General features: G+C 55.7%; 28 protein-coding genes. 21 read left to right on the plus strand and 7 right to left on the minus strand.

What is annotated here, in order from left to right:
• The first annotated feature begins 9 nt into the window (after positions 1 to 9).
• From tauB to tauD, 3 genes are read left to right on the plus strand one after another with little or no spacing between them, the layout of a single operon-like run.
• Positions 10 to 777 carry a taurine ABC transporter ATP-binding subunit gene (tauB, locus tag ACWHWP_RS04875; protein ID WP_063429194.1) on the plus strand — a complete coding sequence of 256 codons (768 nt, stop codon included), beginning with the start codon at positions 10 to 12 and terminating at the stop codon, positions 775 to 777.
• Positions 774 to 1,601: a taurine ABC transporter permease TauC gene (gene tauC, locus ACWHWP_RS04880; protein ID WP_059310487.1), complete on the plus strand. Its 828-nt coding sequence runs from the start codon at positions 774 to 776 to the stop codon at positions 1,599 to 1,601. The genes tauB and tauC overlap by 4 nt, the downstream gene beginning before the upstream one ends.
• Positions 1,598 to 2,446, plus strand: coding sequence for a taurine dioxygenase (gene tauD, locus ACWHWP_RS04885; RefSeq protein ID WP_010427974.1), 849 nt, complete (start codon positions 1,598 to 1,600; stop codon positions 2,444 to 2,446). The genes tauC and tauD overlap by 4 nt, the downstream gene beginning before the upstream one ends.
• A gap of 104 nt (positions 2,447 to 2,550) precedes the next feature.
• On the opposite strand, the gene ACWHWP_RS04890 is transcribed toward tauD, so the two are convergent.
• A complete protein-coding gene (locus ACWHWP_RS04890) occupies positions 2,551 to 4,251 on the minus strand; it encodes a lysophospholipid acyltransferase family protein (protein WP_447855154.1) in 1,701 nt (566 codons plus the stop codon).
• A gap of 72 nt (positions 4,252 to 4,323) precedes the next feature.
• Positions 4,324 to 5,298 (minus strand): porphobilinogen synthase, encoded by a 975-nt coding sequence (gene hemB, locus ACWHWP_RS04895; protein ID WP_025756233.1) that lies wholly within the window; start codon positions 5,296 to 5,298, stop codon positions 4,324 to 4,326.
• 451 nt (positions 5,299 to 5,749) lie between these two features.
• Here hemB and ACWHWP_RS04900 point away from each other — a divergent pair, with 451 nt between their 5' ends.
• Positions 5,750 to 8,521 (plus strand): autotransporter outer membrane beta-barrel domain-containing protein, encoded by a 2,772-nt coding sequence (locus ACWHWP_RS04900; RefSeq protein WP_447855155.1) that lies wholly within the window; start codon positions 5,750 to 5,752, stop codon positions 8,519 to 8,521.
• 86 nt (positions 8,522 to 8,607) lie between these two features.
• Positions 8,608 to 9,231 (plus strand): helix-turn-helix domain-containing protein, encoded by a 624-nt coding sequence (locus ACWHWP_RS04905; RefSeq protein WP_063429204.1) that lies wholly within the window; start codon positions 8,608 to 8,610, stop codon positions 9,229 to 9,231.
• A gap of 2 nt (positions 9,232 to 9,233) precedes the next feature.
• Here ACWHWP_RS04905 and ampH read toward each other — a convergent pair whose 3' ends face one another.
• Complete coding sequence (gene ampH / locus ACWHWP_RS04910) at positions 9,234 to 10,394, minus strand: D-alanyl-D-alanine-carboxypeptidase/endopeptidase AmpH (RefSeq protein ID WP_029739742.1); 1,161 nt, start codon at positions 10,392 to 10,394, stop codon at positions 9,234 to 9,236.
• Positions 10,395 to 10,598: 204 nt separating this feature from the next.
• On the opposite strand from ampH, the gene ACWHWP_RS04915 reads away from it, so the two are divergent.
• From ACWHWP_RS04915 to ACWHWP_RS04925, 3 genes are all read left to right on the plus strand, one after another.
• Entirely contained in the window at positions 10,599 to 11,132 is a 534-nt protein-coding gene (locus tag ACWHWP_RS04915; protein WP_063955284.1) for an isochorismatase family protein, read from the plus strand.
• 114 nt (positions 11,133 to 11,246) lie between these two features.
• Positions 11,247 to 12,467 (plus strand): peptide antibiotic transporter SbmA, encoded by a 1,221-nt coding sequence (gene sbmA / locus ACWHWP_RS04920; protein WP_063429208.1) that lies wholly within the window; start codon positions 11,247 to 11,249, stop codon positions 12,465 to 12,467.
• Between the two features lie 14 nt (positions 12,468 to 12,481).
• Complete coding sequence (locus tag ACWHWP_RS04925; RefSeq protein ID WP_063955286.1) at positions 12,482 to 13,579, plus strand: DUF1615 domain-containing protein; 1,098 nt, start codon at positions 12,482 to 12,484, stop codon at positions 13,577 to 13,579.
• Here ACWHWP_RS04925 and ACWHWP_RS04930 read toward each other — a convergent pair.
• Positions 13,576 to 13,875, minus strand: coding sequence for a DUF2755 family protein (locus ACWHWP_RS04930; protein WP_047347318.1), 300 nt, complete (start codon positions 13,873 to 13,875; stop codon positions 13,576 to 13,578). The two genes, ACWHWP_RS04925 and ACWHWP_RS04930, sit on opposite strands and share 4 nt — an antisense overlap.
• 248 nt (positions 13,876 to 14,123) lie before the next feature.
• On the opposite strand from ACWHWP_RS04930, the gene ACWHWP_RS04935 reads away from it, so the two are divergent.
• Positions 14,124 to 14,360 (plus strand): DUF2754 domain-containing protein, encoded by a 237-nt coding sequence (locus tag ACWHWP_RS04935; RefSeq protein ID WP_047347317.1) that lies wholly within the window; start codon positions 14,124 to 14,126, stop codon positions 14,358 to 14,360.
• Here the strand turns inward: ACWHWP_RS04935 and ddlA are convergent.
• On the minus strand, positions 14,357 to 15,457 hold the full coding sequence (gene ddlA / locus ACWHWP_RS04940; RefSeq protein ID WP_447855156.1) for a D-alanine--D-alanine ligase: 1,101 nt from the start codon (positions 15,455 to 15,457) through the stop codon (positions 14,357 to 14,359). The two genes, ACWHWP_RS04935 and ddlA, sit on opposite strands and share 4 nt — an antisense overlap.
• Before the next feature lie 103 nt (positions 15,458 to 15,560).
• Between ddlA and ACWHWP_RS04945 the strand changes: the two genes are divergently transcribed.
• The 6 genes from ACWHWP_RS04945 to adrA all read left to right on the plus strand — a co-directional run bounded on the left by ACWHWP_RS04945 (position 15,561) and on the right by adrA (position 21,228).
• Positions 15,561 to 16,244, plus strand: a complete 684-nt coding sequence (locus tag ACWHWP_RS04945; RefSeq protein ID WP_059310496.1) for an extensin-like domain-containing protein — start codon at positions 15,561 to 15,563, stop codon at positions 16,242 to 16,244.
• A gap of 168 nt (positions 16,245 to 16,412) precedes the next feature.
• Positions 16,413 to 17,627, plus strand: a complete 1,215-nt coding sequence (locus ACWHWP_RS04950; RefSeq protein WP_059310497.1) for a multidrug efflux MFS transporter — start codon at positions 16,413 to 16,415, stop codon at positions 17,625 to 17,627.
• A 209-nt stretch (positions 17,628 to 17,836) separates the two neighbouring features.
• Positions 17,837 to 18,097: an anti-adapter protein IraP gene (iraP, locus tag ACWHWP_RS04955; RefSeq protein WP_024906786.1), complete on the plus strand. Its 261-nt coding sequence runs from the start codon at positions 17,837 to 17,839 to the stop codon at positions 18,095 to 18,097.
• 99 nt (positions 18,098 to 18,196) lie between these two features.
• Positions 18,197 to 19,612, plus strand: coding sequence for an alkaline phosphatase (phoA, locus tag ACWHWP_RS04960; protein WP_447855157.1), 1,416 nt, complete (start codon positions 18,197 to 18,199; stop codon positions 19,610 to 19,612).
• An 89-nt stretch (positions 19,613 to 19,701) separates the two neighbouring features.
• Positions 19,702 to 20,022 (plus strand): phosphate starvation-inducible protein PsiF, encoded by a 321-nt coding sequence (gene psiF / locus ACWHWP_RS04965; RefSeq protein ID WP_047347312.1) that lies wholly within the window; start codon positions 19,702 to 19,704, stop codon positions 20,020 to 20,022.
• Positions 20,023 to 20,124: 102 nt separating this feature from the next.
• On the plus strand, positions 20,125 to 21,228 hold the full coding sequence (gene adrA / locus ACWHWP_RS04970; protein ID WP_063429216.1) for a diguanylate cyclase AdrA: 1,104 nt from the start codon (positions 20,125 to 20,127) through the stop codon (positions 21,226 to 21,228).
• 16 nt (positions 21,229 to 21,244) lie between these two features.
• Here the strand turns inward: adrA and proC are convergent, their stop codons facing one another.
• Positions 21,245 to 22,054: a pyrroline-5-carboxylate reductase gene (gene proC / locus ACWHWP_RS04975; RefSeq protein ID WP_447855158.1), complete on the minus strand. Its 810-nt coding sequence runs from the start codon at positions 22,052 to 22,054 to the stop codon at positions 21,245 to 21,247.
• 97 nt (positions 22,055 to 22,151) lie between these two features.
• Between proC and ACWHWP_RS04980 the strand changes: the two genes are divergently transcribed.
• The 5 genes from ACWHWP_RS04980 to ppnP all read left to right on the plus strand — a co-directional run bounded on the left by ACWHWP_RS04980 (position 22,152) and on the right by ppnP (position 24,789).
• Positions 22,152 to 22,610 (plus strand): YaiI/YqxD family protein, encoded by a 459-nt coding sequence (locus tag ACWHWP_RS04980; RefSeq protein ID WP_447855159.1) that lies wholly within the window; start codon positions 22,152 to 22,154, stop codon positions 22,608 to 22,610.
• 144 nt (positions 22,611 to 22,754) lie between these two features.
• Positions 22,755 to 23,279: a shikimate kinase AroL gene (gene aroL / locus ACWHWP_RS04985; protein WP_047347308.1), complete on the plus strand. Its 525-nt coding sequence runs from the start codon at positions 22,755 to 22,757 to the stop codon at positions 23,277 to 23,279.
• 44 nt (positions 23,280 to 23,323) lie between these two features.
• Entirely contained in the window at positions 23,324 to 23,515 is a 192-nt protein-coding gene (gene yaiA, locus ACWHWP_RS04990) for a protein YaiA (RefSeq protein ID WP_447855160.1), read from the plus strand.
• A 237-nt stretch (positions 23,516 to 23,752) separates the two neighbouring features.
• On the plus strand, positions 23,753 to 24,430 hold the full coding sequence (locus tag ACWHWP_RS04995) for an AroM family protein (protein WP_047347307.1): 678 nt from the start codon (positions 23,753 to 23,755) through the stop codon (positions 24,428 to 24,430).
• A gap of 71 nt (positions 24,431 to 24,501) precedes the next feature.
• Positions 24,502 to 24,789: a pyrimidine/purine nucleoside phosphorylase gene (gene ppnP / locus ACWHWP_RS05000; RefSeq protein ID WP_008503270.1), complete on the plus strand. Its 288-nt coding sequence runs from the start codon at positions 24,502 to 24,504 to the stop codon at positions 24,787 to 24,789.
• A gap of 46 nt (positions 24,790 to 24,835) precedes the next feature.
• Here the strand turns inward: ppnP and rdgC are convergent, their stop codons facing one another.
• Positions 24,836 to 25,750 (minus strand): recombination-associated protein RdgC, encoded by a 915-nt coding sequence (gene rdgC, locus ACWHWP_RS05005; RefSeq protein ID WP_023310540.1) that lies wholly within the window; start codon positions 25,748 to 25,750, stop codon positions 24,836 to 24,838.
• Between the two features lie 123 nt (positions 25,751 to 25,873).
• Here rdgC and mak point away from each other — a divergent pair, with 123 nt between their 5' ends.
• Entirely contained in the window at positions 25,874 to 26,785 is a 912-nt protein-coding gene (gene mak / locus ACWHWP_RS05010; RefSeq protein ID WP_447855161.1) for a fructokinase, read from the plus strand.
• The last annotated feature ends 7 nt before the right edge of the window (positions 26,786 to 26,792 follow it).

A 26,792-nucleotide genomic window follows, 5' to 3' on the forward strand; every position in this document is an offset into this window, starting at 1 on the left:
GAGTTCGCCATGCTGAATATTACGAACCTGTATGCCGATTACGGTGGTAAACCCGCGCTGGAGGACATCAACCTGACGCTGGACAGCGGTGAGCTGCTGGTGGTGCTGGGCCCGTCCGGGTGCGGAAAAACCACGCTGCTGAATCTGATCGCCGGGTTTGTCCCTTATCAGCATGGCACCATTCAACTGGAAGGCAAAAAGGTTGAAGGCCCGGGCGCCGAGCGCGGCGTGGTCTTCCAGAATGAAGGGCTGCTCCCCTGGCGCAACGTGCAGGAAAACGTGGCGTTTGGTCTGCAGCTGGCGGGTGTTAATCGTGAACTGCGGCTGGAAACGGCACGGGCGATGCTGAAAAAAGTGGGGCTGGAAGGGGCGGAAAAACGCTTTATCTGGCAGCTTTCCGGCGGCCAGCGGCAGCGCGTAGGTATTGCCCGCGCGCTGGCCGCAAACCCGCAGCTGTTGCTGCTGGACGAGCCTTTCGGGGCGCTGGATGCCTTCACCCGCGAGCAGATGCAAACCCTGCTGCTGCGCCTGTGGCATGAGACGGGCAAGCAGGTGCTGTTGATTACCCACGATATCGAAGAGGCGGTGTTTATGGCGACCGAACTGGTGCTGCTCTCGCCGGGGCCGGGCCGCGTGCTGGAGCGTTTGCCGCTGGATTTCGCCCGCCGCTACGTCGCGGGAGAACCCGTGCGCAGCATCAAATCCGATCCGCTGTTTATCGAACAGCGTGAATACGTCTTAAGCCGCGTGTTTGAACAACGGGAGGCTTTCTCATGAGCATCGTCTTCAGTGAAAAAACGCGCCGCACGCGTCTGGCGCTGCGCTGGCCTTTCTCTCGTCAGTTAACCCTCAGCGTCGGCACGCTGCTGGTATTGCTGGCGGTATGGTGGGCGGTTGCTGCCCAGCAGTGGGTCAGCCCGCTGTTTCTGCCGCCGCCGGGACAGGTGCTGACCAAACTCATTACCATCGCCGGGCCGCAGGGCTTTATGGATGCCACGCTCTGGCAGCATCTTGGGGCAAGTCTGACGCGCATTCTGGTGGCGCTGCTGGCGGCGGTCATCATCGGTATTCCTGTGGGCATTGCGATGGGGCTGAGCCCGACGGTGCGCGGTATCCTCGACCCGCTGATTGAGCTTTACCGCCCGGTGCCGCCGTTGGCGTATCTGCCGTTGATGGTTATCTGGTTCGGCATCGGCGAGACGTCAAAAATCCTGCTGATCTACCTGGCGATTTTCGCCCCGGTCGCCATGTCGGCGCTGGCGGGCGTGAAGAGCGCCCAGCAGGTGCGGATCCGCGCGGCGCAGTCGCTGGGAGCCAGCCGCACGCAGGTGCTGCTGTTCGTTATTTTACCGGGCGCACTGCCGGAAATTTTAACCGGGCTGCGCATCGGCCTTGGCGTGGGCTGGTCAACGCTGGTGGCGGCAGAGCTGATTGCCGCCACGCGAGGGTTAGGGTTTATGGTGCAGTCGGCGGGAGAGTTCCTGGCGACTGACGTGGTACTGGCAGGGATCGCGGTGATCGCCGCGATCGCCTTTGGATTAGAACTGGGGCTGCGCGCGTTACAGCGCCGCCTGACGCCCTGGCATGGAGAAATACAATGAGTGAACGTCTGACCATTACCCCGCTGGGGCCGTACATTGGCGCGCAGGTGTCGGGCCTGGATGTGACCCGTCCGCTGAGCGATAACCAGTTCGAGCAGCTGTACCACGCGGTACTGCGTCATCAGGTGGTGTTCCTGCGCGAACAGGCGATCACCCCGCAGCAGCAGCGCGCGCTGGCGCTGCGTTTTGGCGACCTGCATATCCACCCGGTCTATCCGCATGCGGAAGGCGTGGAGGAGATTATCGTTCTGGACACCCACAACGATAACCCGCCGGATAACGACAACTGGCACACCGACGTGACCTTTATCGAGACGCCGCCGGCCGGGGCGATTCTGGCGGCGAAGCTGCTGCCGGAGACGGGCGGCGATACGCTGTGGGCCAGCGGCATTGCGGCCTTTGAGGCGCTCTCCGCGCCGTTCCGGACGCTGCTGAGCGGGCTGCGCGCAGAGCACGACTTCAAAAAATCGTTCCAGGAGTACAAGTACCGTAAAACGGAAGAGGAACATCAGCGCTGGCAGGAGGCTGTCGCAAAACACCCGCCGCTGCTGCACCCGGTGGTGCGTACCCATCCGGTCACGGGCAAGCAGGCGCTGTTTGTGAACGAAGGGTTCACAACGCGCATCGTGGACGTATCCGAGAAAGAGAGTGAGGCGCTGCTGGGGTTCCTCTTCGCGCATATCACCAAGCCGGAGTTTCAGGTGCGCTGGCGCTGGCAGGAGAACGACCTGGCGATCTGGGATAACCGGGTAACACAGCACTATGCCAATGCGGACTATCTTCCGCAGCGCCGGATTATGCAGCGGGCGACGATTTTGGGGGATAAGCCGTTTTACCGTCCTTGAACCGTCGCACCCGTAGGCCGGGTAAGGCGTAGCCGCCACCCGGCAATTGTGCACCGTTCTTGCCGGGTGGCGCTGCGCTTACCCGGCCTACAAAAACCGCACATTTAAAGGTGCGCCTCAATATACCGCTGATAGCGGTTCGCCTTCAGGTAACACAAATCCACCAGCACCAGCCCGTCGACGCAGTCGTTAAATGCCGGGTCGCTGCCAAAATCAATAAACTGCACGCCGCCGGGTTCGCAGAGCTCGGAATATTGCTTGTAGAGCGGCGGAATGCCGCAGCCCAGATTGCCGAGCAGGGATTTCAGCTTCGTCAGATCGTCCACGTAATCCACGCCGCCAAACTGCGCGAGCACGTCCGGAAGCGATGCGGGATACGGCTGACGTGAGGCGGCTAGCGGATGGCTTGCCGGGAACCACAGGCGGTAAAATGCCACCAGCAGATCCCGCGCGGCAGGCGGTAAGCCACCGGAGATGGAGACCGGGCCAAACAGGTAGCGGTAGTGCGGATAACGCGCCAGATAAGCCCCAATCCCGGACCATAAATAATCCAGGCCGCGGCGTCCCCAGTAGCGCGGCTGAATGAAGCTGCGCCCCAGTTCAATACCGTGTTCCAGCACGTCCTGCATTTTGTCGTCGTAGTGGAACAGGCTATAGCTGTACAACCCTTCCAGACCGCGACGTTCAACCTGTTTTGCGGTCGGCATAAAGCGATATGCGCCGACGATCTCCAGATCCTCTTCATCCCAGAGGATCAGGTGCAGATAATCGTCATCATAGCTGTCCGTGTCCCGGCGTTTGCCGCTCCCTTCCTCCACGGCGCGAAAGGCAATCTCGCGCAGGCGGCCCAGTTCGCGCAGCAGCGGGGCATCTTCCTGACCGTTGCGCTGCCACAGGTAGATGGTTTTGCCGTCGCTGGTTTTCCCCAGGCACTCGGCCTGCGCCAGTTCACGCCTCAGCATAGCCCGGTCTTCAGGACGGGCAATGGCGCACTGGGTTCTAAAGACGCCAGGCACTCCCTTGCCAAGACGCATCACGTGCTGACGACACTGCTCGGCCATCTCACGCGACGAAAGGGTGGCGCTATGCCAGTGATGCCACGCAATCTGCTGGCCGATTTTAATCGGCAGCTGGCTGTGGCGGCGGCGAAACATTTGCTGCATCAACAGCAGCATCGACAGCGTCGGCGACACCAGCGTGCTGGCATAAAAGAGCAGGCTGTTATGCGCCTGAATATGCACCGGCAGCAGCGGGGCGCGCAGCTTGCCGGCGAGTTTGATAAAGCCTGAGTGCCACTTTTTATCGCGGACGCCTTTTCGCGTCGGCCGGGAAACTTCTCCCGCCGGGAAGAAGATCAGCACGCCTGCGTTTTGCAGATGCTGTTCCATCTGGATCAGGGACGATTTCGCCGTCCTGCCGCCCATATTGTCCACCGGAATAAACAGCGAGCTGAGGGGCTCAAGGTGGGTCAGCATCCGGTTGGTCACGACTTTAACGTCGCGCCGTACGCGGGAGACGGCGTACATCAGCGCCAGCCCGTCCAGCGTACCCGTCGGGTGGTTGGCAATAATGACCAGCGGGCCATGTTCGGGGATTTGTTCGAGATCGCGGGCGGAAACGGTGCAGAGAATATCAAGATGTTCCAGAACTTGCTCCACCATATCCAGTCCTTTCAGGTGGCGGTGTGCTGCGGCAAACTGCTGAAACTCGTCTTCGTAAAACAGTCTTTTTAACAGACTTTTTTGCCAGGGTGCAGGCCTCGCCTGAGGCCAAAGATCGTCGAGAACGCTATCGAGGCTAAACATGGTCACTCCTCCTGCCGTCTTGCCCAGACAGTAGAAGGAGGAGATGTCGGTTGTATTGCAGTTTGGTGAAGATTAGCGGAGGATTTTCTTCTCTGCCAGATCCAGTGCGAAGTAGCTGAAGATCAGATCCGCGCCGGCGCGCTTGATCGCCCCCAGGCTTTCCAGGATCACTTTCTCTTCGTCAATCGCACCGGCCAGAGCAGCGAATTTGATCATCGCGTACTCGCCGCTGACCTGATAAGCCCCCAGTGGCAGCTCGGTGCGCTCGCGGATGTCGCGCAGGATATCAAGATACGCGCCCGCTGGTTTCACCATCAGGCAGTCTGCGCCCTGGGCTTCATCGAGCAGGGATTCGCGGATCGCTTCCCGGCGGTTCAGCGGGTTCATCTGATAGGTTTTACGATCGCCCTTCAGTGCCGTACCGGCAGCTTCGCGGAACGGGCCGTAGAAGGAGGAGGCGAATTTGGTGGAGTAGGACATGATGGCGGTATCGGTAAAGCCCGCCGCATCCAGCGCCTGACGAATCGCCTGAACCTGTCCGTCCATCGCGGCAGAAGGCGCAATGAAATCCGCACCGGCAGCAGCCGCAACGACAGCCTGCTTGCCAAGGTTAAGCAGGGTAGCATCGTTATCCACGCCATGATCGCACAGCACGCCGCAGTGGCCGTGTGAGGTATATTCACAGAAGCAGGTGTCTGACATCACCACCATTTCCGGCACGGTCTCTTTGCAGATACGCGACATGCGGGCGACGAGGCCATCTTCTTTCCACGCATCGCTGCCGGTGGCGTCGGTATGGTGAGAAATGCCGAAGGTCATCACCGAGCGGATCCCCGCGTTGGCGATACGTTCGATCTCACGTGCCAGATGTTTCTCCGGAATGCGCATTACGCCCGGCATGGCTTCGATGGCCTTATAGTCATCAATCTCTTCTTCGACAAAAATCGGCAACACCAGATCGTTTAAGGTCAGGGTTGTCTCTTCAAACATGGCGCGCAGTGCAGGTGACTTGCGCAGGCGGCGGGGGCGTGCAATTAAATCGGTCATGGTATGCCTGATGTTTGTGGAACAAAGAAGGCTAGTGTACCTCAAAGTGGAGGCTGTGGTTTTACGAAAGTGGGCTTTTTGTTTTTGCAAAATGCGGCAGGTCAGGCTTTATCTCATCAATATATAATTCAGGGAAGTATCACTCTGAAAGAATGATGAGATATTCGCGCTGCTTCTATATTGGAGTGAATATATAATTAAAAATGATCCATTATTTCTTGTGATATTTTTTGCATGGCTTTTCTCGTATTTTAAGTTTCTGTTTTGATAATGTTTATTTGTAGTGGTTTATCGTTTCGTGGTTTCAGAGTGTTATTTGTCTGGATACGGACTTAATGGAAACATTCATTGAACCTTTTCGAAATGAAAATGCATAATTCCCTCCGCAATTAAATATTGCCAAATGATTTGATGGACAAACTTGCTTACGTCCCTGAGGAGGGATGACCCAATGCAAACATGGAAAAAGAAACTGGTTGTATCTCAACTTGCATTAGCCTGCACCCTGGCTATCGCTTCTCAGGCCAATGCGAAAGATATTTCTGGTACGACATATAATACTTTTGGATATGAGAATACCGCTTCTACGCCCTGGTATTATGGTTATGCTGACTGGAATTACTCCGGTGCCAGTCATGACGGTGATATTTACCCGGTGATTAATAAATCCACCGTGAATGGTGTTATTTCAACGTATTATCTGGATGATGGTATCAATGGTCGGGCGAATGCATTGAGCATTTCCAATAGCACCATTAATGGCATGATTACCTCGGAGTGCATGACCACCACATGTGCTGACGGCCTGGATACTGACGGCACCAATCATTCTCAGTACGATCGCTTTAGCCTGACCGTAGATAATTCCACCATTAACGATACGTACGAGCATTATGCGTATGATGTCGTGAATGGGGAAAATACGGAAAGACACTATCTGGACACATATGGTCTGGGTAATGCGATTACCCTGGATGTGGAATCAGATATTGTTATCCAGAATAATTCACACATCGCCGGTATAACCCTGACGCAGGGTTATCAGGAGCTGGATAATACCCCATACGACGGTGTTGAAGGCGTAGCCAACAGCAGCAACGTCTTTACCGATACGCTGCTGGTAAAAGACTCTGTGCTGACCTCTGGCGCCTACAGTGATTTAGGTACCAGCGGCTTCTACGGCCAAACCGCGAAACCGAGCGACTACGGTGAAGCCAACGCAACAGCGGCAGATGATGCGGCGCTGATCGTGGCCGCTGGCGCGTCTGATAACGCGATGCAAACGACCGCGACGTTTGATCACTCCACCGTGACGGGCGATATTCTTTTCTCCAGCACCTTCGACAACAACTTCTACCCGAACGGCGATCCTGCAACCGATACGTCTGAAGACGGTATCTATAACCCAACTACCAACGGCTGGGACGGCACCGATAAGCTGGATGTCACCCTGACCAACGGCAGCAAGTGGGTAGGTGCCGCTCAGTCCAGCGTCGAGGCTATCGGCACGGCTCAGATGTATGGCCTGGGCTACAGCAACGTAGACTGGAGTAGTCTGTCCCCTAACAGCATTTGGCCGGATTCCACCTATGACAGCAACGGGCACGTTGCGGGTGAAGCGGTGTACCAGAGCGGTCTGTTTAACATCGCGCTGGATAACGGCTCTGAGTGGGATACCCGCAAGCTGTCTAACATCGACGCGCTGACGGTAAACAACCGCTCTCAGGTCAATGTTGAAAACTCTGGACTGCTGGCGGATACCATCACCCTGACCAATTCCTCATCATTGAACATTGGTGACAGCGGTGGCGTGGCGACCGATCTGTATCTGGACAGCTATAGCCGTGCGGCACTGACGGAAGAAACGGCCGAACTGTATGCTAACACCATCACCGTGGATAACGGTGCAGAGCTGGCGCTGGGGCTGGGTCAGGTTGATACGCACAATATGGTTCTGACCGATGGTGGTGTGCTGAACGTTGCCAGCCGTGATTACGTGCTGAACAGCGATCTGAACAACGCACGCTATATCACCAACGATATTCACCAGGCTGATTACGACCACGGCGTTGTGGCGATTAACTCTGACGGCCATCTGGCGGTGAACGGTGATGTCGCAGGCAACTACAAAGTCCGTATCGACGACGCGACCGGTGCCGGTTCCGTTGCTGATTACAAAAATAAAGAGATTATCCGCGTCTATGACAATAACGCGGACACCAATGCCAGCTTTACTGCTGCAAACAAAGCCGATTTAGGTGCTTATACCTACCAGGCGAAGCAGCAGGGTGACACCGTTGTTCTGCAGCAGAAAGAGTTGACTGACTACGCCAACATGGCGCTGAGCATTCCTTCTGCCAATACCAATATCTGGAACCTGCAGCAGGATACCGTAGGCACGCGTCTGACCAACAGCCGTCACGGCCTGGCGGATAACGGCGGGGCGTGGGTAAGCTACTTCGGCGGTAACTTCGACGGTGACAATGGCGTTATCAGCTACGATCAGGACGTGAGCGGTATTATGGTGGGTCTGGATACCCAGATTGACGGTAATAATGCGAAGTGGATCGTCGGTGGTGCGGCAGGGTTTGCGAAGGGTGATATCAGCGATCGTACCGGTCAGGTCGATCAGGATAGCCAGACGGCGATGCTCTATGCGTCGGCGAAGTTTGCGAACGATGTGTTCCTCGACAGCTCACTGAGCTACACCCGCTTCAACAGCGATCTCTCCGCTAATATGAGCAACGGCCAATATGTTGACGGCAATACAACCAATGATGCGGTTGGTTTTGGTCTGAAACTGGGCTATGACTGGAAACCTAAGCTCTCTGGCTATGTTACGCCATACGCAGCTGTGTCTGGCCTGTTCCAGTCTGGTGATGATTATCGCCTGAGTAATGACATGCGCATGGACGGGCAATCTTACGATAGCCTGCGATATGAGCTCGGTGTTGATACGGGTTACACCTTCAACTACGGCGGCGATCAGGCTCTGACGCCTTACTTTAAACTGGCCTACGTCTATGACGATGCCGATAACAGTGCTGACATTAACGGTGACAGCATTGATAACGGCGTGAAAGGTTCAGCCGTACGTGTAGGGCTGGGTACTCAGTTCAGCTTCACCAAAAACTTCAGTGCGTACACTGATGCCACTTATCTGGGCGGCGGCGACGTTGATCAGAACTGGGGCGCCAATGTGGGTGTGAAATATACCTGGTAATGCATAAAAGCGGGGGAGGATATCCCCCGCTTTTTTTTCGATAAAAATAATAGTGAACCGACAAATACGGATGACTTGAGGTCTGCATGAACGTTAATGCGAAACCACTTTCTGAATTACGCCGGCTCGAACAGTGTCTGATAGCAGCCAGTACGCCTTTTAAATCTGCACCGCAACATTTAATTACTTCCGGCGAGCGTGATGAACCCAGCACTATCGTATTACAAACCGGTGTCATGGAAATCCATCGACATTCAGATGAATTGCTGGTGGGCATTGCGAGGGCCCCTTTTATTCTGGGACTTTCTACGTTGATGATTAACCACTGTCAGGAATACAGAGTGATAGCCAAAACACCCTGCACGGGTTTTTATTTGCCCACTGAAACCACTCGTCAACTGATACAACAGCATGCTCTTTGGAAAGAAGCATTCTGTTGGTTATCCTGGATAAATCACATTCTTGAAAAACGCGATATGCAGCTGGTGGGAAATAATTCCTATCACCAGATCCGCGCCATGCTGCTGAATATGGCGGAGTGGGATGAAACGTTGCGCTCAAAAATTGGTGTGATGAATCATATTCAACAAAGCACGCGTATTTCACGTTCAGTGGTGGCAGAGGTGCTCGCGGCCCTGCGGCAAGGAAATTACATCAATATGAGCCGGGGCAAGCTGGTCAGCATTAACCGCTTGCCCACGGAATATTAGATTTAGTTAGACGCCGTGAGAACCTGTGCTTTGTTGGCGCTCAGTTCAGCCACTAAATTATTAATACCGTCACTCATATTAACGAAGCGCGTGTGCGGGGAGCGGGTGACCACCACAAACGCGCCCACGTTTGACTGCGGGATCATTGCCATATAGGTAATGAACCCGCCGCCGCCGCCAGTTTTCTGAATAATACCCGGACGGCCATTTTTCGGCGCCATATAGACCCAGCCCATGCCGAGCGCATCGGCTTTACCCGGCACGTCCATCCCGATAACGCGGTGCAGCTGAGTACGCTGATAAATCAGGGTCTGCATACGATCGGCCTGGCTGCTGCGAGCGTAGAAATCCGATGAGAGGAACTGCTGCATCCAGCGCATCATGTCACCAGGGGTGGAATACACTCCGCCACTGCCTACGGCAGCCAGCGTGTTATTACAGGGGCTTGCGCCTTTCTCAGCCACCATCAGGCGACGGCACTGGTCCGGGGACGGGGTAAAGGTGGTGTCTTTCATGCCCAGTGGACGGGTTATCTGCTCTTCAAACAGCTGCGTGTAGGGTTTGCCAGCCGCCGTCGAGAGGGCATCCGCCAGCAGGTCAAACGCCAGGTTTGAATAAGAGGCCTGCGAACCTGGGGCCGCCTTCAGCGTGGCGGTACTCAGGTAGCTCCAGCGCTGGTCGCGCGTTGGCCAGACAAATACGTCACGATGCGCTGCCCCGCCAGGCTGCTCGCGCGGTAGCGCGCTGGTGTGGGTGGCAAGGTTCACAAGCCGGATCGGCGTGCCCTGATATGTCGGAACCCGGGCACCTGGCGGCGCGTATTTGCTGAGCGGGTCGTCGAGTTTCACCACGCCCTGGTCGAGCAGCTTTACCAGCATTTCGCTGGTCATCAGCTTGGTTAAGGACGCGATGCGGATAACGGAATCCAGCTGCGGGTGAACGTTATTTCCTGGGCGCGTTTCGCCAAAGCTGCGGAACACGCGCTGGTTGCCGTCGATGACAACCATCGCCATCCCGGTCGCGCCGCTACCGTAATAGATAAGGTTCGCGTAGCGATCGGCAATGTCTGAAGCTAAAACGGGCGCCGTCAGCGGTTGGGCTGCCTGGGCGGTAGAAAAGCTCACCGCACACAGCGCGGCAAAAGAGAGCAGACAACGTTTCAACGAAAAGCATCCATGAAGTGAATTAGGAAAGTAATGGGTATTTATACTACTAATCGGTACCGTGCAATGCCCGGAATTGCATAACGATAGCGAGAAAAACGTAACCATGGGTAAATATGAACAATTTACTTGCGAGCCATCTCCCATTTTGTGACATCGGGCTTATGATAGGCACCAGTGTCACTCAATCTTACGGAGAACGGTATGTCTGAAAAGCGTGTGGTTATGGTTGTCGATATGCAGAACGGGGTATTTGAAACCCCGCGTCATCAGCGCGAAAAGTGCGTCTCTCTGATCAACCAGCTTACGCAGGCAGCCGACAAGGTGATTTTTATTCAGCATACCGAGACCGGGGGGCTGGAAGAGGGAAGTGAAGGATTTGCGCTACTGCCTGAGCTCAATCAGCCGGCTGACGCACTTTACGTGACCAAAACCGCCTGTGATGCCTTCTATAACACCGCGCTTGAGGCGCTGCTGCGTGAGCAGGGCATTCGCGAGTTTGTCATCTGCGGCTGCGCCACCGATTACTGTGTCGACGCGACCATTAAAAACGGCGTCAGTCGGGGCTACCACATTACCGTGGCGGAAGATGCCCATACCACCGCCAATCGCCCGGCGGCTGATGCGCAGGTTCTGATTAACCACTACAACGACGTCTGGCGCGACTTCATCGCACCCGCGAATCCTCTCGCGGTGAAACGCACCGAAACAATTCTCGAAAACTGGAAAGCGAACTAATAATCAACCCTCGGGTCTGACCTTTTTGCCTGAGCCGCCAGGCTGGCCCGGGCAGATTTTCGTGTGGTGATGTGTTGTGCACAGCAACAGCCATAACAACAAGAAGGAAGCATTATGTTTAAGTCTTTTTTCCCAAAGCCGGGGCCTTTTTTCCTGTCGGCATTTATTTGGGCACTCATCGCTGTTATTTTTTGGCAGGCGGGCGGCGGCGCATGGCTGACGCGCATCACGGGGGCAACGGGCGATGTACCGATTAGCGCCGCGCGCTTCTGGTCGCTGAGCTATCTGCTGTTTTATGCTTACTATACGGTATGCGTGGGGCTGTTTGCGCTGTTCTGGTTTGTTTATTCTCCGCACCGCTGGCAGTACTGGTCTATTCTCGGCACATCCCTGATTATCTTTGTGACCTGGTTCCTCGTGGAGGTGGGCGTGGCGGTTAACGCCTGGTATGCGCCGTTCTACGATCTGATCCAGACCGCGCTGAGTTCGCCGCACAAAGTGACCATTAACCAGTTCTACCATGAAGTCGGGATCTTCCTCGGTATCGCCCTTATTGCGGTGATCATCGGCGTGATGAACAACTTCTTCGTCAGCCACTACGTTTTCCGCTGGCGTACCGCAATGAACGAACATTACATGGCGCACTGGCAGCACCTGCGCCATATCGAAGGGGCCGCGCAGCGTGTGCAGGAAGACACCATGCGTTTCGCCTCCACCCTTGAAGACATGGGCGTCAGCTTTATCAACGCCATTATGACGCTGATTGCCTTCCTGCCCGTACTGGTGACGCTCTCCGCGCATGTGCCGGATCTGCCGATTGTGGGTCACCTGCCGTATGGTCTGGTGATTGCCGCAATCGTCTGGTCGCTGATGGGAACAGGCCTGCTGGCGGTGGTCGGGATCAAACTGCCGGGCCTGGAGTTTAAAAATCAACGCGTCGAAGCCGCATACCGTAAAGAGCTGGTTTACGGCGAAGATGATGCCAACCGCGCCTCGCCGCCGACCGTCCGCGAGCTGTTTGGCGCCGTGCGTCGTAACTATTTCCGTCTCTACTTCCACTATATGTATTTCAACATCGCGCGTATTTTGTATCTGCAGGTGGACAACGTTTTCGGTTTGTTCCTGCTGTTTCCGTCGATTGTTGCGGGTACGATTACGCTCGGTCTGATGACGCAGATCACCAACGTTTTCGGTCAGGTTCGTGGCTCTTTCCAGTACCTGATCAGCTCATGGACTACGCTGGTAGAACTGATGTCCATCTACAAACGTCTGCGCAGTTTTGAACGCGAGCTGGACGATCGTGACCTGCAGGAAGTTACCAATACATTTAGCTAATACAGGAAGTTGCTATGACTTTTGCCGTACCGCGCGCGTTACCGTTGTCCTTACTGGCCGCTCTTGTGCTGGCGGGCTGTGCCGAAAAGGGGGCCGCTCCGCTCAAAAAGGGCGAGAAGCCCGTTGATGTGGCAAGCGTTGTGCGGCAGAAAATGCCCGCGAGCGTGAAGGATCGCAATGCGTGGGCAGATGCGCTGGCAAAAACCTTTGAAAGCCAAAAGATCGCGCCGACCGAGGAGAACATCTGCTCGGTGCTGGCGGTGGCGCAGCAGGAGTCGATGTACCAGTCAGATCCGGCCGTGCCGGGCCTGAACAAAATTGCCTGGAAAGAGATCGACCGCCGAGCGGAATCCATGCACATCCCGGTGTTCCTCGTGCACACCGCGCTAAAAATCAACTCGCCAAACGGTAAAAGCTACAGCGAGCGGCTGGATTCCGTGAAAACCGAAAAGCAGCTCAGCGCCATCTTTGATGATTTCATCAGCATGGTCCCGATGGGGCAGAAGCTGTTTGGCTCGCTTAACCCGGTACACACCGGTGGGCCGATGCAGGTGAGCATCGCGTTCGCGGAGAAACATACCGACGGCTACCCGTGGAAAATCGACGGTACGGTGCGCCAGGAGGTCTTCTCCCTGCGCGGCGGACTGTGGTTCGGCACGTATCATCTGCTGAACTATCCGGCGAACTACAATGAGCCGCTCTACCGCTTTGCCGACTTTAACGCGGGCTGGTATGCCAGCCGTAACGCGGCATTTCAGAGTGCGGTCAGCCGCGCAAGCGGGGTTAAGCTGGCGCTGGACGGCGATCTTATCGCCTACGGCAGCAGCGAGGCGGGAAGCACCGAGCAGGCAGTACGGAAATTATCGACAACGCTTGGCCTGAGCAACAGCGACATTCGCCGTCAGCTTGAGAAAGGCGACAGCCTGGCATTTGAGAAAACGGATCTGTACAGGAAGGTGTTTGCGCTCGCAGAGCAGAAAAGCGGAAAAACGTTACCGAGGGCTATCCTGCCGGGGATCCAGCTGGAAAGCCCGAAGATCACGCGTAACCTGACCACAGCCTGGTTTGCTAAACGCGTGGACGATCGCCGGGCTCGCTGTATGGGGCTTTAACGGCGACGGCGAAAGCGCAGAACTAACGCGACAACGCCAAGAATCATGCATCCCGTGAGAAAGGGAATCAGGCCGAACAGGGTGCTGACACCAAAACCAATCTCAACCCGCGGGCGTCCGTTGTCCTGGACCTGCATCAGGTGTTCATAAACGCCCGGTGCATGGACCAACATATTGAGCAGCTGCGAGCCGGCCCAGAAGCAGAACAGGACAAACAGGGCATAAGCGATATTACCCGCCGTGGAGGTTTTTGGTTTGCCGCCAAAAATCGGTTTCGACAATGTAAAGTCAGCCATAAGACCTCCCGAAATATCACTCTGTTTCAATACGCGTCGTACAGGGTGAGTTTGACAGGTCATCGCATTTGTCAATATCAGAATCGTGGTAATTTACCCGCCGGAATCCTCCTGGATTGTTGAATTCTGCAGCACATCACAATTTCATCACTTAAGTGAAATTGCGTCGCGTTTCAGAATTTCCGTATCAACCACAGACCTGGCCATAAAACTGTGAGAGGATGTCTTTTTTTCCTGCCGGAGATGTTATGAAGCTCACGTCCAAACTACGCCGTGACTGGCACTACTATGCCTTTGCCATTGGGCTTATCTTTATTCTGAACGGCGTCGTGGGCCTGCTGGGGTTTGAAGCCAAAGGGTGGCAAACGTATGCCGTCGGGCTGGTGACCTGGGTAATCAGTTTCTGGCTGGCGGGTTTGATTATCCGCCGTCGCCCTGAAGAGACGACAGCGGATGAGGCGGAAGCGGCGAAGCGAGCCGATTAACCGTTTACGGAACTTTTAAGCGCGCTGTCGGCGGCGTGACGCTCCAGTGCCAGTTCAATCAGGCGGGTGATCAGCTCCGAGTAGCCCAGCCCGCTCGCCTGCCACAGTTTCGGATACATGCTGATGTTGGTGAACCCCGGCAGCGTGTTGATTTCATTGATCACCACGTCGTTTTCCGGCGTCAGGAACACATCCACCCGCGCCATGCCGCAGCAGCCGAGCGTCTGATAAGCGCGAATGGCGATCGCCCGGATCTTATCGTTGATTGCCGGATCGATATCCGCAGGAACGACAACCTGAGCGCCTTTGTCATCAATGTATTTGGTGTCGTACGAGTAGAAGTCGCTGTTTAAGACCACTTCGCCGCAGGTGCTCGCCTGTGGGAAATCGTTACCCAGTACGGCGCATTCAATTTCACGGCCTTTAATACCCTGCTCAACCACCACCTTATGGTCGAACTCAAACGCCAGGCGGACGGCCTCGGTGAACTGTGCTTCGTCTGTCACTTTGCTGACGCCCACGGAAGAACCCTGGTTTGCAGGCTTCACAAACAGCGGCAGTCCCAGCTGTTCGCTAATCTGCGCGAAACCGTGCTTGTCGCGGTTGGCGCGGGTCAGAGTGACGAACGGCGCAACATTCAGCCCGGCATCGCGCAGCAGGCGCTTGGTGACGTCTTTGTCCATGCAGGCGGCGGAGCCGAGGACGTCTGAACCGACGAACGGCAGGTTGGCCATGCGCAGCATTCCCTGCAGGGAACCATCTTCGCCCAGGGTGCCATGTACGATTGGGAAGACAACGTCAATCTGGGCGAGAGCCTGTGCATTGCCAGCGTCGATGAGCTGCCCTTTCACCACGCCGGGTACGGTCGCGACGCTAATTTCCGAAGGATTAAGGGCGATATGTGCCGGATCGTAGGCGTTAAGCAGATACTGGCTGGCATCGTTAACGTGCCACTGCCCCTGTTTATCAATGCCCAGCAGCACCACGTCGAAACGGCTTTTATCGATCGCATCAACGATATTTTTGGCCGATTGCAATGAAACTTCGTGCTCCGCTGATTTTCCCCCAAAGACAATACCTACGCGCTGCTTAGCCATCTCACTCTCTTCCAGTCTGACGAAAAGCCAGTAACATACCACGATGCCCGGCGGGTTTCGCGACCTTCTGCCATACTATTTTGGGGAATGTTGAGGGGGGAGTGTGAAAGGAAAAACGCTGCTGACCATTTTGATTATTGTGGCCGTCGCAACGGTGGGTTACCGCTGGTTGCCGCCTGACTACAACCCTTTCATCCCGCTGACGCTTGACGACCCGCCTGGCCGAATCACCCAGTATAAGCTTCGGCGTTTAACCCCCGAGGCTTGCGCCAGCCTGTTATCCCAGGCTAACCAAAGAGATCTTATCCGCACCCAACCGGTGGCTGACAGCGGCGGGGCGTGTCCGCTTAACAATGTCGTTCGCGTGCGTAGCTTCGGCCCGGTCAGCCTCAACGGCAGTTTTCTTGCCAGCTGTCCGCTGGCGCTCAGCTCTGCGCTGTTTATCAGCCAGCAGGCCCGGCCGCTGGCAAAACGCTATATGGGCAGCGACCTGGCGCGGATCGATCACCTCGGCAGCTATGCCTGCCGCAATATTTACCACCGCCCTGACGCGCGACGCAGTGAACATGCCACGGCAGAGGCACTGGATATCGCCGCCTTTCGGCTGACGAACGGTGAACGCGTCACGGTGCTAAAAGGCTGGAAGGCGGCCAACACGCAGCCATGGCTGAAGGCAATGCTGGCGGCAAGCTGTGGCTATTACGGAAACGGCCTGGGGCCTGAGTATAACGCGGCGCATGCCAACCACTTTCATCTGGGGATGCGCGGTTTTGGGCTCTGCCGCTGAAGCATAATATTCCGCCAGAAAATGGATGATTTGTGACTTATTTCACAAATATGATGACTGGGAAGATAAAACACCAAAGTCATTCAGGCCGCATCTCTGGTGCGACGTCAACACGCGTAACTTGCTAATCTGTCTGCGAATTCGCCTAAAAATGAAGACTATTTCTTTATGGAATCCTGGAAAGTAAATCTCATCTCGGTCTGGTTCGGTTGCTTCTTTACCGGGCTTGCCATCAGCCAGATCTTGCCGTTCCTGCCTCTATACGTTTCACAGCTGGGTGTGACCTCCCATGAAGCGCTTTCCATGTGGTCCGGTCTGACGTTCAGCGTCACGTTTCTGGTGTCCGCCATTGTGTCACCGATGTGGGGCAGCCTGGCCGACCGGAAGGGCCGGAAGCTGATGCTGCTGCGCGCCTCGCTCGGGATGGCGATAGCCATTCTGCTGCAGGCCTTTGCCACCAACGTCTGGCAGCTCTTTTTCCTGAGAGCGGTGATGGGGCTGACGTCCGGGTATATTCCCAACGCCATGGCGCTGGTCGCCTCTCAGGTACCGCGCGAGCGCAGCGGCTGGGCGCTAAGCACGCTCTCCACGGCGCAGATAAGCGGCGTTATCGGTGGCCCGCTGCTGGGGGGCTTTCTGGCGGACCACGTCGGGCTGCGCGCGGTATTTATCATCACCGCGATCCTGCTGGTGGTCAGTTTTCTGGTGACGCTCTTTCTTATCAAAGAGGGAGGCCGCCCGGTTATCAGTAAATCTGAACGCCTCAGCGGCAGGGCCGTTTTCGCCTCGCTGCCCTATCCGGGGCTGATGATCAGCCTGTTCGTGACCACCATGGTTATCCAGCTTTGTAACGGTTCGGTTGGTCCGATTCTGGCGCTGTTTATTAAGTCGATGGAGCCGGAGAGTAACAATATCGCGTTTCTGAGCGGCATGATTGCCGCCGTGCCGGGCGTATCCGCGCTGATTTCCGCGCCGCGTCTTGGAAAACTGGGTGACAGGATCGGCACGGCGCGCATTCTGATGGCGACGCTGATCTTTGCCGTGGTGCTCTTTTTCGCCATGTCGTTTGTCACCTCTCCGCTTCAGCTTGGCGTACTGCGTTTTCTGCTCGGCTTTGCCGATGGCGCAATGTTGCCTGCGGTGCAGACCCTGCTGGTTAAATATTCCAGCGACCAGGTGACGGGGCGTATTTTTGGATATAACCAGTCATTTATGTATTTGGGGAATGTTGCCGGTCCGCTTATTGGTGCTTCCGTTTCCGCAATGGCTGGTTTTCGTTGGGTATTTGCTGCTACGGCGATTGTCGTTTTAATCAATATTATCCAGCTGGCTATTGCGCTGCGTCGCCGCAGGCAAATGGAGGTGGCGAAATCAGGGAGATAACCGTTTCGCTAATGTATTATATATTCTTATGGTAGCCGCATTTTTATATAACAAAATGCGGCGTTTTTTTATAGAAAAACGTTTCGCTGACGACGTGGGGCGTTTATTTTCGTTCCTGCATCACTTTTGCATACCATAATATATTTCTTCTCTTTGCATAACGGATTCAGAATGCTAACTTCAGAAAAAACTGATAAGGAAATAGCACGATGAAAAATCTGATTGCTGAATTGCTGGTCAAGCTTGCACAAAAGGAAGAAGAGTCAAAAGAACTGGTCGCTCAGGTCGAAGCGCTGGAAATTGTGGTTACCGCGCTGCTGCGGCAGATGGCGAAAACCGATCAACAGGCGTTGATTGAGAGCGTGGAAGGTGCGCTGGACAGCGTCAGGCCTGAATCGCAGGTGCCGGTTGAGGATGCGGAGATGCTCCACCAGTACGTAAAGAAGCTGTTAAGGCATCCGCGCAGCTAAACCGTCACAGGACGTAACGACGTGTCATAGAATTGTCATGCAGGATGCCTATAGTCGCTCTGTTTTTATTTTTATGTATTTGTACATGGAGAAAATAAATTGAAACAGAGCGCACTTTTCATCGCATTACTTCCCCTTTTAATTACCCCGGCCATTTATGCGGACACAGTCCAAACCAGCGTGCTGGATAATCGTGCTGCAAAAGGGGATATCACCGAGCCTGGCGGCGCCCGCAGATTGTCGGAAGATCAAACCGCCTCTATTCGCGCTTCGCTGAATGAGAAACCGGCAAAAAACATTATTCTGCTCATTGGCGATGGAATGGGTGATTCCGAAATTACGGCGGCGCGAAATTATGCTGAGGGGGCGGGCGGCTTTTTTAAAGGTATCGACGCATTACCGCTGACCGGACAATATACCCATTACGCGCTGGATAAAAAAACCGGCAAACCGGATTACGTAACGGATTCAGCGGCCTCTGCCACGGCGTGGTCCACTGGCGTGAAAACCTATAACGGCGCACTGGGCGTGGATATTCACGAAAAAGATCATCAAACCCTTCTCGAGATGGCAAAAGCGGCGGGTCTGGCGACCGGCAACGTCTCTACTGCTGAGCTTCAGGATGCAACGCCTGCGGCGCTGGTGGCGCACGTGACCTCACGTAAATGCTACGGCCCGTCAGTGACCAGCGAAAAATGCCCAACGAACGCGCTGGAAAAAGGCGGCAAGGGATCGATTACGGAACAGCTGCTGAACGCGCGCCCTGACGTGACGCTGGGCGGCGGCGCGAAAACCTTCGCGGAAACCGCGACGGCCGGCGAGTGGCAGGGCAAAACGCTGCGCGAGCAGGCGCAGGCTCGCGGCTATCAGTTGGTGAGTGATGCCAGTTCTCTGGCGGCGATAACCGAGGCGAGCCAGGACAAACCGCTGCTGGGGCTTTTCTCCGACGGCAACATGCCCGTGCGCTGGGAAGGTCCAAAAGCCTCATATCACGGCAACATTGATAAGCCTGCCGTAACCTGTACGCCTAACCCGAAACGCACCGACAGCGTACCGACGCTGGCGGCGATGACCGATAAAGCGATCTCTCTGCTGAGCAAGAGCGAAAAAGGGTTCTTCCTGCAGGTGGAGGGCGCGTCGATCGATAAACAGGATCATGCTGCCAACCCGTGCGGCCAGATTGGCGAAACGGTCGATCTGGACGAAGCGGTGCAGAAGGCGCTGGCGTTCGCGAAAAAAGACGGTAACACCCTGGTGATCGTCACCGCGGATCATGCGCACGCCAGCCAGATCATCCCGGCTGATACCAAAGCACCGGGGCTTACGCAGGCGCTGAATACCAAAGATGGCGCCGTCATGGTGATGAGCTATGGCAACTCTGAAGAAGAGTCCATGGAGCACACGGGCACCCAGCTGCGCATTGCAGCCTACGGTCCGCATGCGGCAAACGTGGTGGGCCTGACCGATCAAACGGATCTGTTCTACACCATGAAGGCGGCGCTGGGTCTTAAATGATAAAACCCCGGCGGAAATCACATCTGCCGGGTGGTTTTTTTCCCGTCACGAACCAGACTTACAGGGAATGTTCACAAAAGGATGGTGCAATGAAAACAACATTACTGGTTACTCTGCTCTCTGGCCTGTTCATGGTCGCATCGGCGAACGCGGAAGAGAAAACGTTAACGCCTCAACAGCAGCGTATGACTACGTGTAACCAACAGGCGACGTCTCAGAGCCTGAAGGGGGACGCCCGTAAGACCTACATGAGCGACTGCCTCAAAAATGGCGCCTCGAAACCCGCTGAAAAAAGCCTGACGCCGCAGCAGCAAAAAATGCGCGAGTGTAATGCGAAGGCAACCGAGCAGTCCCTGAAGGGGGATGACCGCAGCAAGTTCATGAGTGCCTGCCTGAAGAAAAAAGTGTAGTCCTATCGGGTGAGCGGCTCCGGCGGCTCACCCGAAATTTCATACTTTCCCCGCAGACCTCCTCTCTATAATTTGGGAAAATGTTTCAGAATATTCCCAAAAATGATGAATGATGAAACCTATTACAACAAAAAGCGCATTCGGGAAGAGTGGAATTTAACCCTTTCTCAGGATGACCCTCACCGCGCCGGCATTCAGTTTGCCCGGCGAGTTCGGCTGGCACGCGCAGCCGGGCTGGCGGCAATGTTTTTCCCCATCGCCGGGATGCTGGTCACCCATTTTTTACCCGGCGGTTGGTGGCTTATACTGGTGGGGTGGTCGTTCATCTGGCCTCATTTCGCCTGGCAATTATCCTACCGCGCCACGTCGCCTCATCAGCAGGAAATCTTCAATCTTAAGATCGATGCCATTATTGCCGGGCTCTGGATCGGCGTGATGGGGATGAATGCGTTACCTACCGCAGCGCTGGTGATGATGGTGGGGATGAATATGATGGGTTCCGGCGGCTGCCGCCTGTTTATCCCGGGGATAATGTTGACCCTGCTCTCTGCGCTGGTGACGTTGCCATTCTTCGGGAGGGTGGCTGCCTTCAACCCCGACCCCGTGGAGTGGGGCTTCACGCTTCCCGTACTCGTACTTTATCCCATGCTCTTTGCCTGGCTCAGCCACCGAACGGCCGTCAGGCTTGCGGAGCATAAGCGGCGGCTGGAAATGATGAGCACCCGCGACGGAATGACCGGGGTCTTTAATCGCCGGCACTGGGAAATGCTGCTGCGAAATGAATTTGAGCAGTGCCGACGAAGCCACATCACCGCCACGATACTGCTGATTGATATCGATCACTTTAAAAACATCAACGATACCTGGGGACATGATGTGGGCGACGAGGCGATCATCGCCATTACGCGCCAGCTCCAGATGTCGGTGCGTTCAGGCGATGCTATCGGCCGGTTTGGCGGGGATGAGTTTGCGGTGATTATGTCGCAGACCGCGGCGGAAAGCGCCATCGCCGTGATGTCACGGGTGCACGAGCGGCTGGAGAAATTGTCGCTACCGTGCGCGCCAAAAGAAGCGCTGCGCATAAGCGTGGGCGTTGCCCCCTGGGGGCCGCAGTTTGGGCATTATCGGGAATGGCTGAAGGCGGCTGACGTGGCGCTGTACAGGGCGAAAAATGCCGGGCGCAGCCGCACCGAAGTGGCCGCATAACGCCCGGCTGAGACGATCAGGATTTACTCAGCTTCTCTGATTTTTCCATGCATTTTGTCATCGCTTCAATGACCGCCGAGCGGAATCCGCGCTCTTCCAGCACCCGCACCGCTTCGATGGTGGTACCGCCCGGTGAGCAGACCATATCTTTCAGTTCACCAGGGTGTTTGCCGGTCTCCAGCACCATTTTGGCGGAGCCCATGGCGGCCTGCGCGGCGAACTTATACGCCTGCGCGCGCGGCATACCGCCAAGCACGGCGGCGTCGGCCATCGCTTCTAAAAACATGAAGACGTACGCAGGCGCAGAACCACTCACGCCGACCACCGGATGAATCATCGATTCGGCAATCACTTCCGCCTCACCGAAGCAGCGGAAAATGTTCAGCACATCGGCCACTTCTTCTGAGGTCACCAGCGCGTTAGGCGTCACGGAGGTCATGCCGGCGTTGACCAGCGAGGGGGTATTAGGCATGGCGCGGACGATTTTACGGTCGTGACCCAGCGCGCGGGCCAGCTGATCGAGCGTGACGCCAGCGGCAATCGACACGACCAGCGTCTCTTTGTTCAGGCTGGAGGTGATATCGCTCAGGACTTTGATCATGATGTTTGGCTTAACGGCGCCAAAGACGATATCGGCAACCTGGGCCACTTCCTGCGCGCTTTCGGCGGCGTTGATCCCGTATTGATCGCGCAGCGCGGCGACCTTGTCCGGTGACGGGGTATAGACCCAAATCTGACCCGGTAGCACCTGCCCGCTGGCGATCAGACCGCCCAGGATGGCTTTGCCCATGTTACCGCAGCCGATAAACCCGATTTTCTTGTCCATCACGATTCTCCGTCATTGTGCGTTGTTTTCTCTGATTGATAGCTTAACAACGAAATGCAGGCGACAATAGTCGGCAGACTCATTATGGGGAGACAATATGGCGATTTGGGTTGATGCGGACGCGTGTCCGAATGTGATTAAAGAGATTTTGTTTCGCGCCGCCGAGCGCGTCCAGATGCCGATGACGCTGGTGGCGAACCAGAATATCCGCGTACCACCTTCGCGGTTCATCCGTTCTTTGCGCGTGCCGGCCGGGTTCGACGTGGCGGATAACGAAATTGTGCGCCTGTGTAGTGCGGAAGATCTGGTGATCACGGCGGATATTCCGCTGGCCGCTGAAGTGCTGGAGAAAGGGGCGGCGGCGCTTAACCCGCGCGGTGAACGTTATTCGCCTTCGACCATTCGCGAGAAGCTCACCATGCGCGATTTTATGGATACGATGCGGGGCAGCGGCGTGCAGACCGGTGGACCAGACAGCCTGTCCCAGCGCGACCGTCAGCAGTTCGCTGCCGAACTGGATAAATGGCTGCTGGAAGTGAAGCGCCGCACTGCGTAATGATAATTATTGTCAATTTGTGGTACAGTGTGGCCTCCACAGGGTTGTCATCCCGTACCGCTTTGCAGTAAAGTAATCGCAACATCTTCTGCAATTATTTCTTTACACTCTTCAGCCATCCGGCATCAAGGGGAACACCTGGCTATGACCCAACCCATCTTTTTAGTTGGCCCCCGCGGCTGTGGGAAAACCACCGTTGGCCTGGAGCTGGCACGCGTGTGTCATCGCCAATTTGTTGACACCGACCACTGGCTGCAAACCGAGGCCGGAAAAACCATCGCCGACATTGTTGAGCAGGAAGGGTGGGAGAGCTTTCGCGCACGCGAAACGGCCGCGCTGAAAGCGGTCACCACGCCGTCAGCCGTAATTGCGACCGGCGGTGGCATCGTTCTGGCGGAGTGCAATCGTCACTTTATGCGCGAAAAGGGGATTGTGATTTATCTCAGCGCGCCGGTGTCGGCGCTGGTCGGGCGACTGGAAGCGTTTCCTGAAGAGGGGCAACGCCCCGCGCTGACCTCCAGGCCGCTCAGCGAAGAGGTGAGTGAAGTGCTGGCCGAACGCGATGCGTTATACCGCGAAGCGGCTCACCACGTGGTGGATGCATCGGCGTCTCCCGAAGACGTTGTGATTCAGATTATTACCGCCCTGCGTTTGGCTTGTGCAAGCTAACCGGCGTCTATACTTATAGCTCAGACATAAAAAAAGGATGAGCTATGCCAACCAGACCTCCCTATCCGCGTGAAGCGCGTATTGTTACCGTTGAAAAAGGCCAGACGAGTCACACCGTGACCTGGTATCAACTGCGTGCCGATCATCCAAAACCGGACTCGCTGATCAGTGAACACGAGACTGAACAGGAAGCGCTGGATGCGAAACGGCGCTACGAAGATCCCGACAAAACCTGACAGTTTTCCTAAACGCTCCAATATCGTGCCTGAATCACACTTTTTACTCACCGAGAAAGTTAAGCCGGAGTTAATATTTAGTTATTACAAGTAACTCCGGTATCGGCAGGCGATCTTTACATTTCTATGTCGGGATCGCCTGCTACGCTTGGTGCTGTTTTGTTGAAAAAATGAACTGTGCAGCGTAGTGAGCCTGTACCTGTGTGCACGATGTTGGAGTAATGGAAGGCGATAAAGATGAAGGCAACGTTGGCGATCCTCACCATTGGTGTGGTCCCTGTAAGCGAAGTGTTACCGCTCTTAACCGAGCATGTATCTGAACAACAGATAACGCACCTCAGCCTGCTGGGGAAGATGAGTCGGGAAGAGGTCATGGAAGACTACGCTGTAGAGGCGGGGGAGGATCCCCTGGCGACGTTATTAAGCGACGGTAAACTGGCGCATGTATCACGCCAGAAAATCGAGCGCTCGCTGCAGGGCGTGATAGAAGTGCTCGATAATCAAGGTTATGACGTTATTTTGCTGATGAGTACCGCGCCCATTAAGGGACTCATGGCGCGCAATGCGATTTTGCTGGAGCCGATGCGGATCATACCGCCGCTGGTGGCCTCCATCGTCGATGGCCATCAGGTTGGGGTGATTGTTCCTATCGAGGAGCTCATGGACAACCAGGAGGCGAAATGGCAGGTGCTCGAAAAAGTCCCCTTGTACGCGCTGGCAAATCCGTTCTGGGACAGTGAGGCCAAACTCATTGCCGCCGGGAAGGAGCTGCTGGAGAGAGGGGCTGATGTGTTGATCCTGGACTGTCTGGGTTTCCACCAGCACCATCGTGATTTGCTGCAAAAGGCGCTGGATGTGCCCGTACTGTTATCCAACGTTCTGATGGCGCGCCTGGCCTCGGAGCTTCTGATGTAATGATTTTACGTGACAGGTGATGAGCATGGCCCCTATAGTGAATTTTTATCTGAAAATATAAGGGCCAGTTCATGCTTCAGAGTAACGAATACTTTTCCGGTAAAGTGAAATCCATTGGTTTTACCAGCAGCAGCACTGGCCGCGCCAGCGTTGGCGTAATGGCTGAAGGGGAATATACCTTTGGCACGGCGGAGGCCGAAGAAATGACGGTGGTGAGCGGCGCGCTGAACGTGTTGCTGCCGGGGGAAACGGAATGGAAAGTTTACGCCGCCGGACAAGTTTTCAACGTCCCTGGCCACAGCGAGTTCCATTTGCAGGTTGCTGAACCGACCTCTTATCTGTGCCGCTATCTGAAATGATTTTTTTCCCTCTCCCCATTGGGGAGAGGGTTAGGGTGAGGGGAGACTATCTCTGCGCTTCGCCGCCGAGACCTTCCACCAGGTTCTGAATCAGCGCGGCCAGCTCGCCGGTCATCAGGATGAAGTCCGCGTCAAAGCGCTGAGCGTAATCTTCCCTGTCGATATCCTCGTTCTGATCGCGCAGCTCGTCGCAGAACTTCAGACGCTTCACGGAGCCGTCGTCGCACATCACGAACTGAATGCGCTGCTGCCAGTCGAGCGCCAGTTTAGTGACCACTTTACCCGCTTCAATGTGTACCGCGATCTCGTCGCTCACCAGATCCTGTTTTTTCGCGCGGATCACGCCGCCGTCTTCCAGCAACGCTTTCAGTTCGGCTTCATCAAGGATCTGGAAACCCTGCGCCGCAGCGCCGCTGCGTACCCATTCGGTCAGCGTTAGCTCAATTGGCGTTTCCAGCGCCAGCGGAACGACCGGTAAAGAGCCGATACTTTTACGCAGCAGGGCCAGCGTATCTTCCGCTTTTTTCGCGCTGGCGCAGTCCACCATGATCAGCCCGTTAACGGTATCGATCCACATCATGGTCTGGCTGAAGCGGCTGAAGGCGCGCGGCAGCAGTGAATGCAGAACCTCATCTTTCAGCGAATCTTTTTCGGTTTTTTTCAGCTTGCGGCCCTGCTCGGCTTCCAGCTTGAAAATTTTCGCTTCAAGCGCCTGCTTAACCACCGGCGTAGGCAGTATTTTCTCTTCTTTACGGGCGCAGACGATGATTTGACCCGTGCTGCTGGCGTGGGTCAGTGCATCGCTTTGAGAACCCATTGGCGGAACCCAACCGGTTTTTGCCATATCCTGGCTACCGCAAGGGGAAAAGGTATAAGCGGCTAACTGTTTTTCCATCTCTTCTGCACGCAGCGAAACGTCGCGGCTGAGACGGTAAACCATCAAATTTTTGAACCACAGCATGATAATTTCCACGGCCTTGTCGTTAAATCAGCGGGCATGATAACGAATTGTCGCATCGCTTGCATTGCTAATCGGGAAGCGTGCTTCTACTCTGTTGATAATCAAAATAATGAGGAGAGTCGTGTGCGTATTGGGATTGATTTGGGCGGCACCAAAACAGAAGTCATCGCGCTGAGCGAGCAGGGGGAACAGCTGTTCCGCCACCGTCTGCCTACGCCGCGCGATGATTATCACCAGACTATCGAGACGATTGCCCGGCTGGTCGAGATGGCAGAGCAGGCGACAGGACAAATCGGCAGCGTCGGGATGGGGATCCCGGGGTCGATCTCGCCGTATACCGGGGTGGTTAAAAACGCCAACTCGACCTGGCTCAACGGCCAGCCGTTTGATAAAGATTTAAGCGCGCGCCTGAACCGGGAAGTCCGTCTGGCTAACGACGCCAACTGCCTGGCGGTCTCTGAGGCCATCGACGGCGCGGCAGCGGGTGCCCAGACCGTGTTTGCCGTTATTATCGGCACCGGCTGCGGCGCGGGCTTGGCCTTCGGCGGGCGCGCCCATATTGGCGGTAACGGCACTGCGGGCGAGTGGGGACATAACCCACTGCCGTGGATGGATGAAGACGAACTTAAATACCGCACCGACGTTCCGTGCTACTGCGGTAAACAAGGCTGTATAGAGACGTTTATCTCCGGCACCGGTTTTGCGACCGATTATCACCGTCTGAGCGGCCAGCCGCTCAAGGGCAACGAGATCATGCGGCTGGTCGAAGAGCAGGATCCGGTGGCCGAGCTGGCCCTGAGCCGCTACGAAATGCGTCTGGCGAAATCCCTGGCGCACGTGGTGAATATTCTCGATCCGGACGTAATTGTGCTGGGCGGCGGCATGAGCAACGTTGACCGGCTGTACGCCACTGTGCCGAACCTGGTGAAACAGTGGGTGTTTGGCGGCGAGTGCGAAACCCCAATCCGTAAAGCCGTCCACGGTGACTCCAGCGGCGTGCGCGGCGCGGCGTGGTTATGGCCGGTAAATTTGTAGGCCCGGT

Source organism: Enterobacter sp. WI-ESBL-E8 (genome assembly GCF_053364895.1).

Excerpts from the sequence above, each read along its gene's own strand:
- ACWHWP_RS04930 (WP_047347318.1), bottom strand. The coding sequence starts at position 13,875 with ATGGCTGACTTTACATTGTCGAAACCGATTTTTGGCGGCAAACCAAAA.
- ddlA (WP_447855156.1), bottom strand. The coding sequence starts at position 15,457 with ATGGCTAAGCAGCGCGTAGGTATTGTCTTTGGGGGAAAATCAGCGGAG.
- hemB (WP_025756233.1), bottom strand. The coding sequence starts at position 5,298 with ATGACCGATTTAATTGCACGCCCCCGCCGCCTGCGCAAGTCACCTGCA.
- ACWHWP_RS04925 (WP_063955286.1), top strand. The coding sequence starts at position 12,482 with ATGACTTTTGCCGTACCGCGCGCGTTACCGTTGTCCTTACTGGCCGCT.
- sbmA (WP_063429208.1), top strand. The coding sequence starts at position 11,247 with ATGTTTAAGTCTTTTTTCCCAAAGCCGGGGCCTTTTTTCCTGTCGGCA.
- ACWHWP_RS04935 (WP_047347317.1), top strand. The coding sequence starts at position 14,124 with ATGAAGCTCACGTCCAAACTACGCCGTGACTGGCACTACTATGCCTTT.
- yaiA (WP_447855160.1), top strand. The coding sequence starts at position 23,324 with ATGCCAACCAGACCTCCCTATCCGCGTGAAGCGCGTATTGTTACCGTT.
- tauC (WP_059310487.1), top strand. The coding sequence starts at position 774 with ATGAGCATCGTCTTCAGTGAAAAAACGCGCCGCACGCGTCTGGCGCTG.
- ACWHWP_RS04980 (WP_447855159.1), top strand. The coding sequence starts at position 22,152 with ATGGCGATTTGGGTTGATGCGGACGCGTGTCCGAATGTGATTAAAGAG.
- ACWHWP_RS04915 (WP_063955284.1), top strand. The coding sequence starts at position 10,599 with ATGTCTGAAAAGCGTGTGGTTATGGTTGTCGATATGCAGAACGGGGTA.
- adrA (WP_063429216.1), top strand. The coding sequence starts at position 20,125 with ATGATGAATGATGAAACCTATTACAACAAAAAGCGCATTCGGGAAGAG.
- ACWHWP_RS04995 (WP_047347307.1), top strand. The coding sequence starts at position 23,753 with ATGAAGGCAACGTTGGCGATCCTCACCATTGGTGTGGTCCCTGTAAGC.
- ACWHWP_RS04890 (WP_447855154.1), bottom strand. The coding sequence starts at position 4,251 with ATGTTTAGCCTCGATAGCGTTCTCGACGATCTTTGGCCTCAGGCGAGG.
- iraP (WP_024906786.1), top strand. The coding sequence starts at position 17,837 with ATGAAAAATCTGATTGCTGAATTGCTGGTCAAGCTTGCACAAAAGGAA.
- ACWHWP_RS04900 (WP_447855155.1), top strand. The coding sequence starts at position 5,750 with ATGCAAACATGGAAAAAGAAACTGGTTGTATCTCAACTTGCATTAGCC.
- rdgC (WP_023310540.1), bottom strand. The coding sequence starts at position 25,750 with ATGCTGTGGTTCAAAAATTTGATGGTTTACCGTCTCAGCCGCGACGTT.
- ACWHWP_RS04950 (WP_059310497.1), top strand. The coding sequence starts at position 16,413 with ATGGAATCCTGGAAAGTAAATCTCATCTCGGTCTGGTTCGGTTGCTTC.
- ACWHWP_RS04905 (WP_063429204.1), top strand. The coding sequence starts at position 8,608 with ATGAACGTTAATGCGAAACCACTTTCTGAATTACGCCGGCTCGAACAG.
- ppnP (WP_008503270.1), top strand. The coding sequence starts at position 24,502 with ATGCTTCAGAGTAACGAATACTTTTCCGGTAAAGTGAAATCCATTGGT.
- aroL (WP_047347308.1), top strand. The coding sequence starts at position 22,755 with ATGACCCAACCCATCTTTTTAGTTGGCCCCCGCGGCTGTGGGAAAACC.
- psiF (WP_047347312.1), top strand. The coding sequence starts at position 19,702 with ATGAAAACAACATTACTGGTTACTCTGCTCTCTGGCCTGTTCATGGTC.
- tauD (WP_010427974.1), top strand. The coding sequence starts at position 1,598 with ATGAGTGAACGTCTGACCATTACCCCGCTGGGGCCGTACATTGGCGCG.
- tauB (WP_063429194.1), top strand. The coding sequence starts at position 10 with ATGCTGAATATTACGAACCTGTATGCCGATTACGGTGGTAAACCCGCG.
- proC (WP_447855158.1), bottom strand. The coding sequence starts at position 22,054 with ATGGACAAGAAAATCGGGTTTATCGGCTGCGGTAACATGGGCAAAGCC.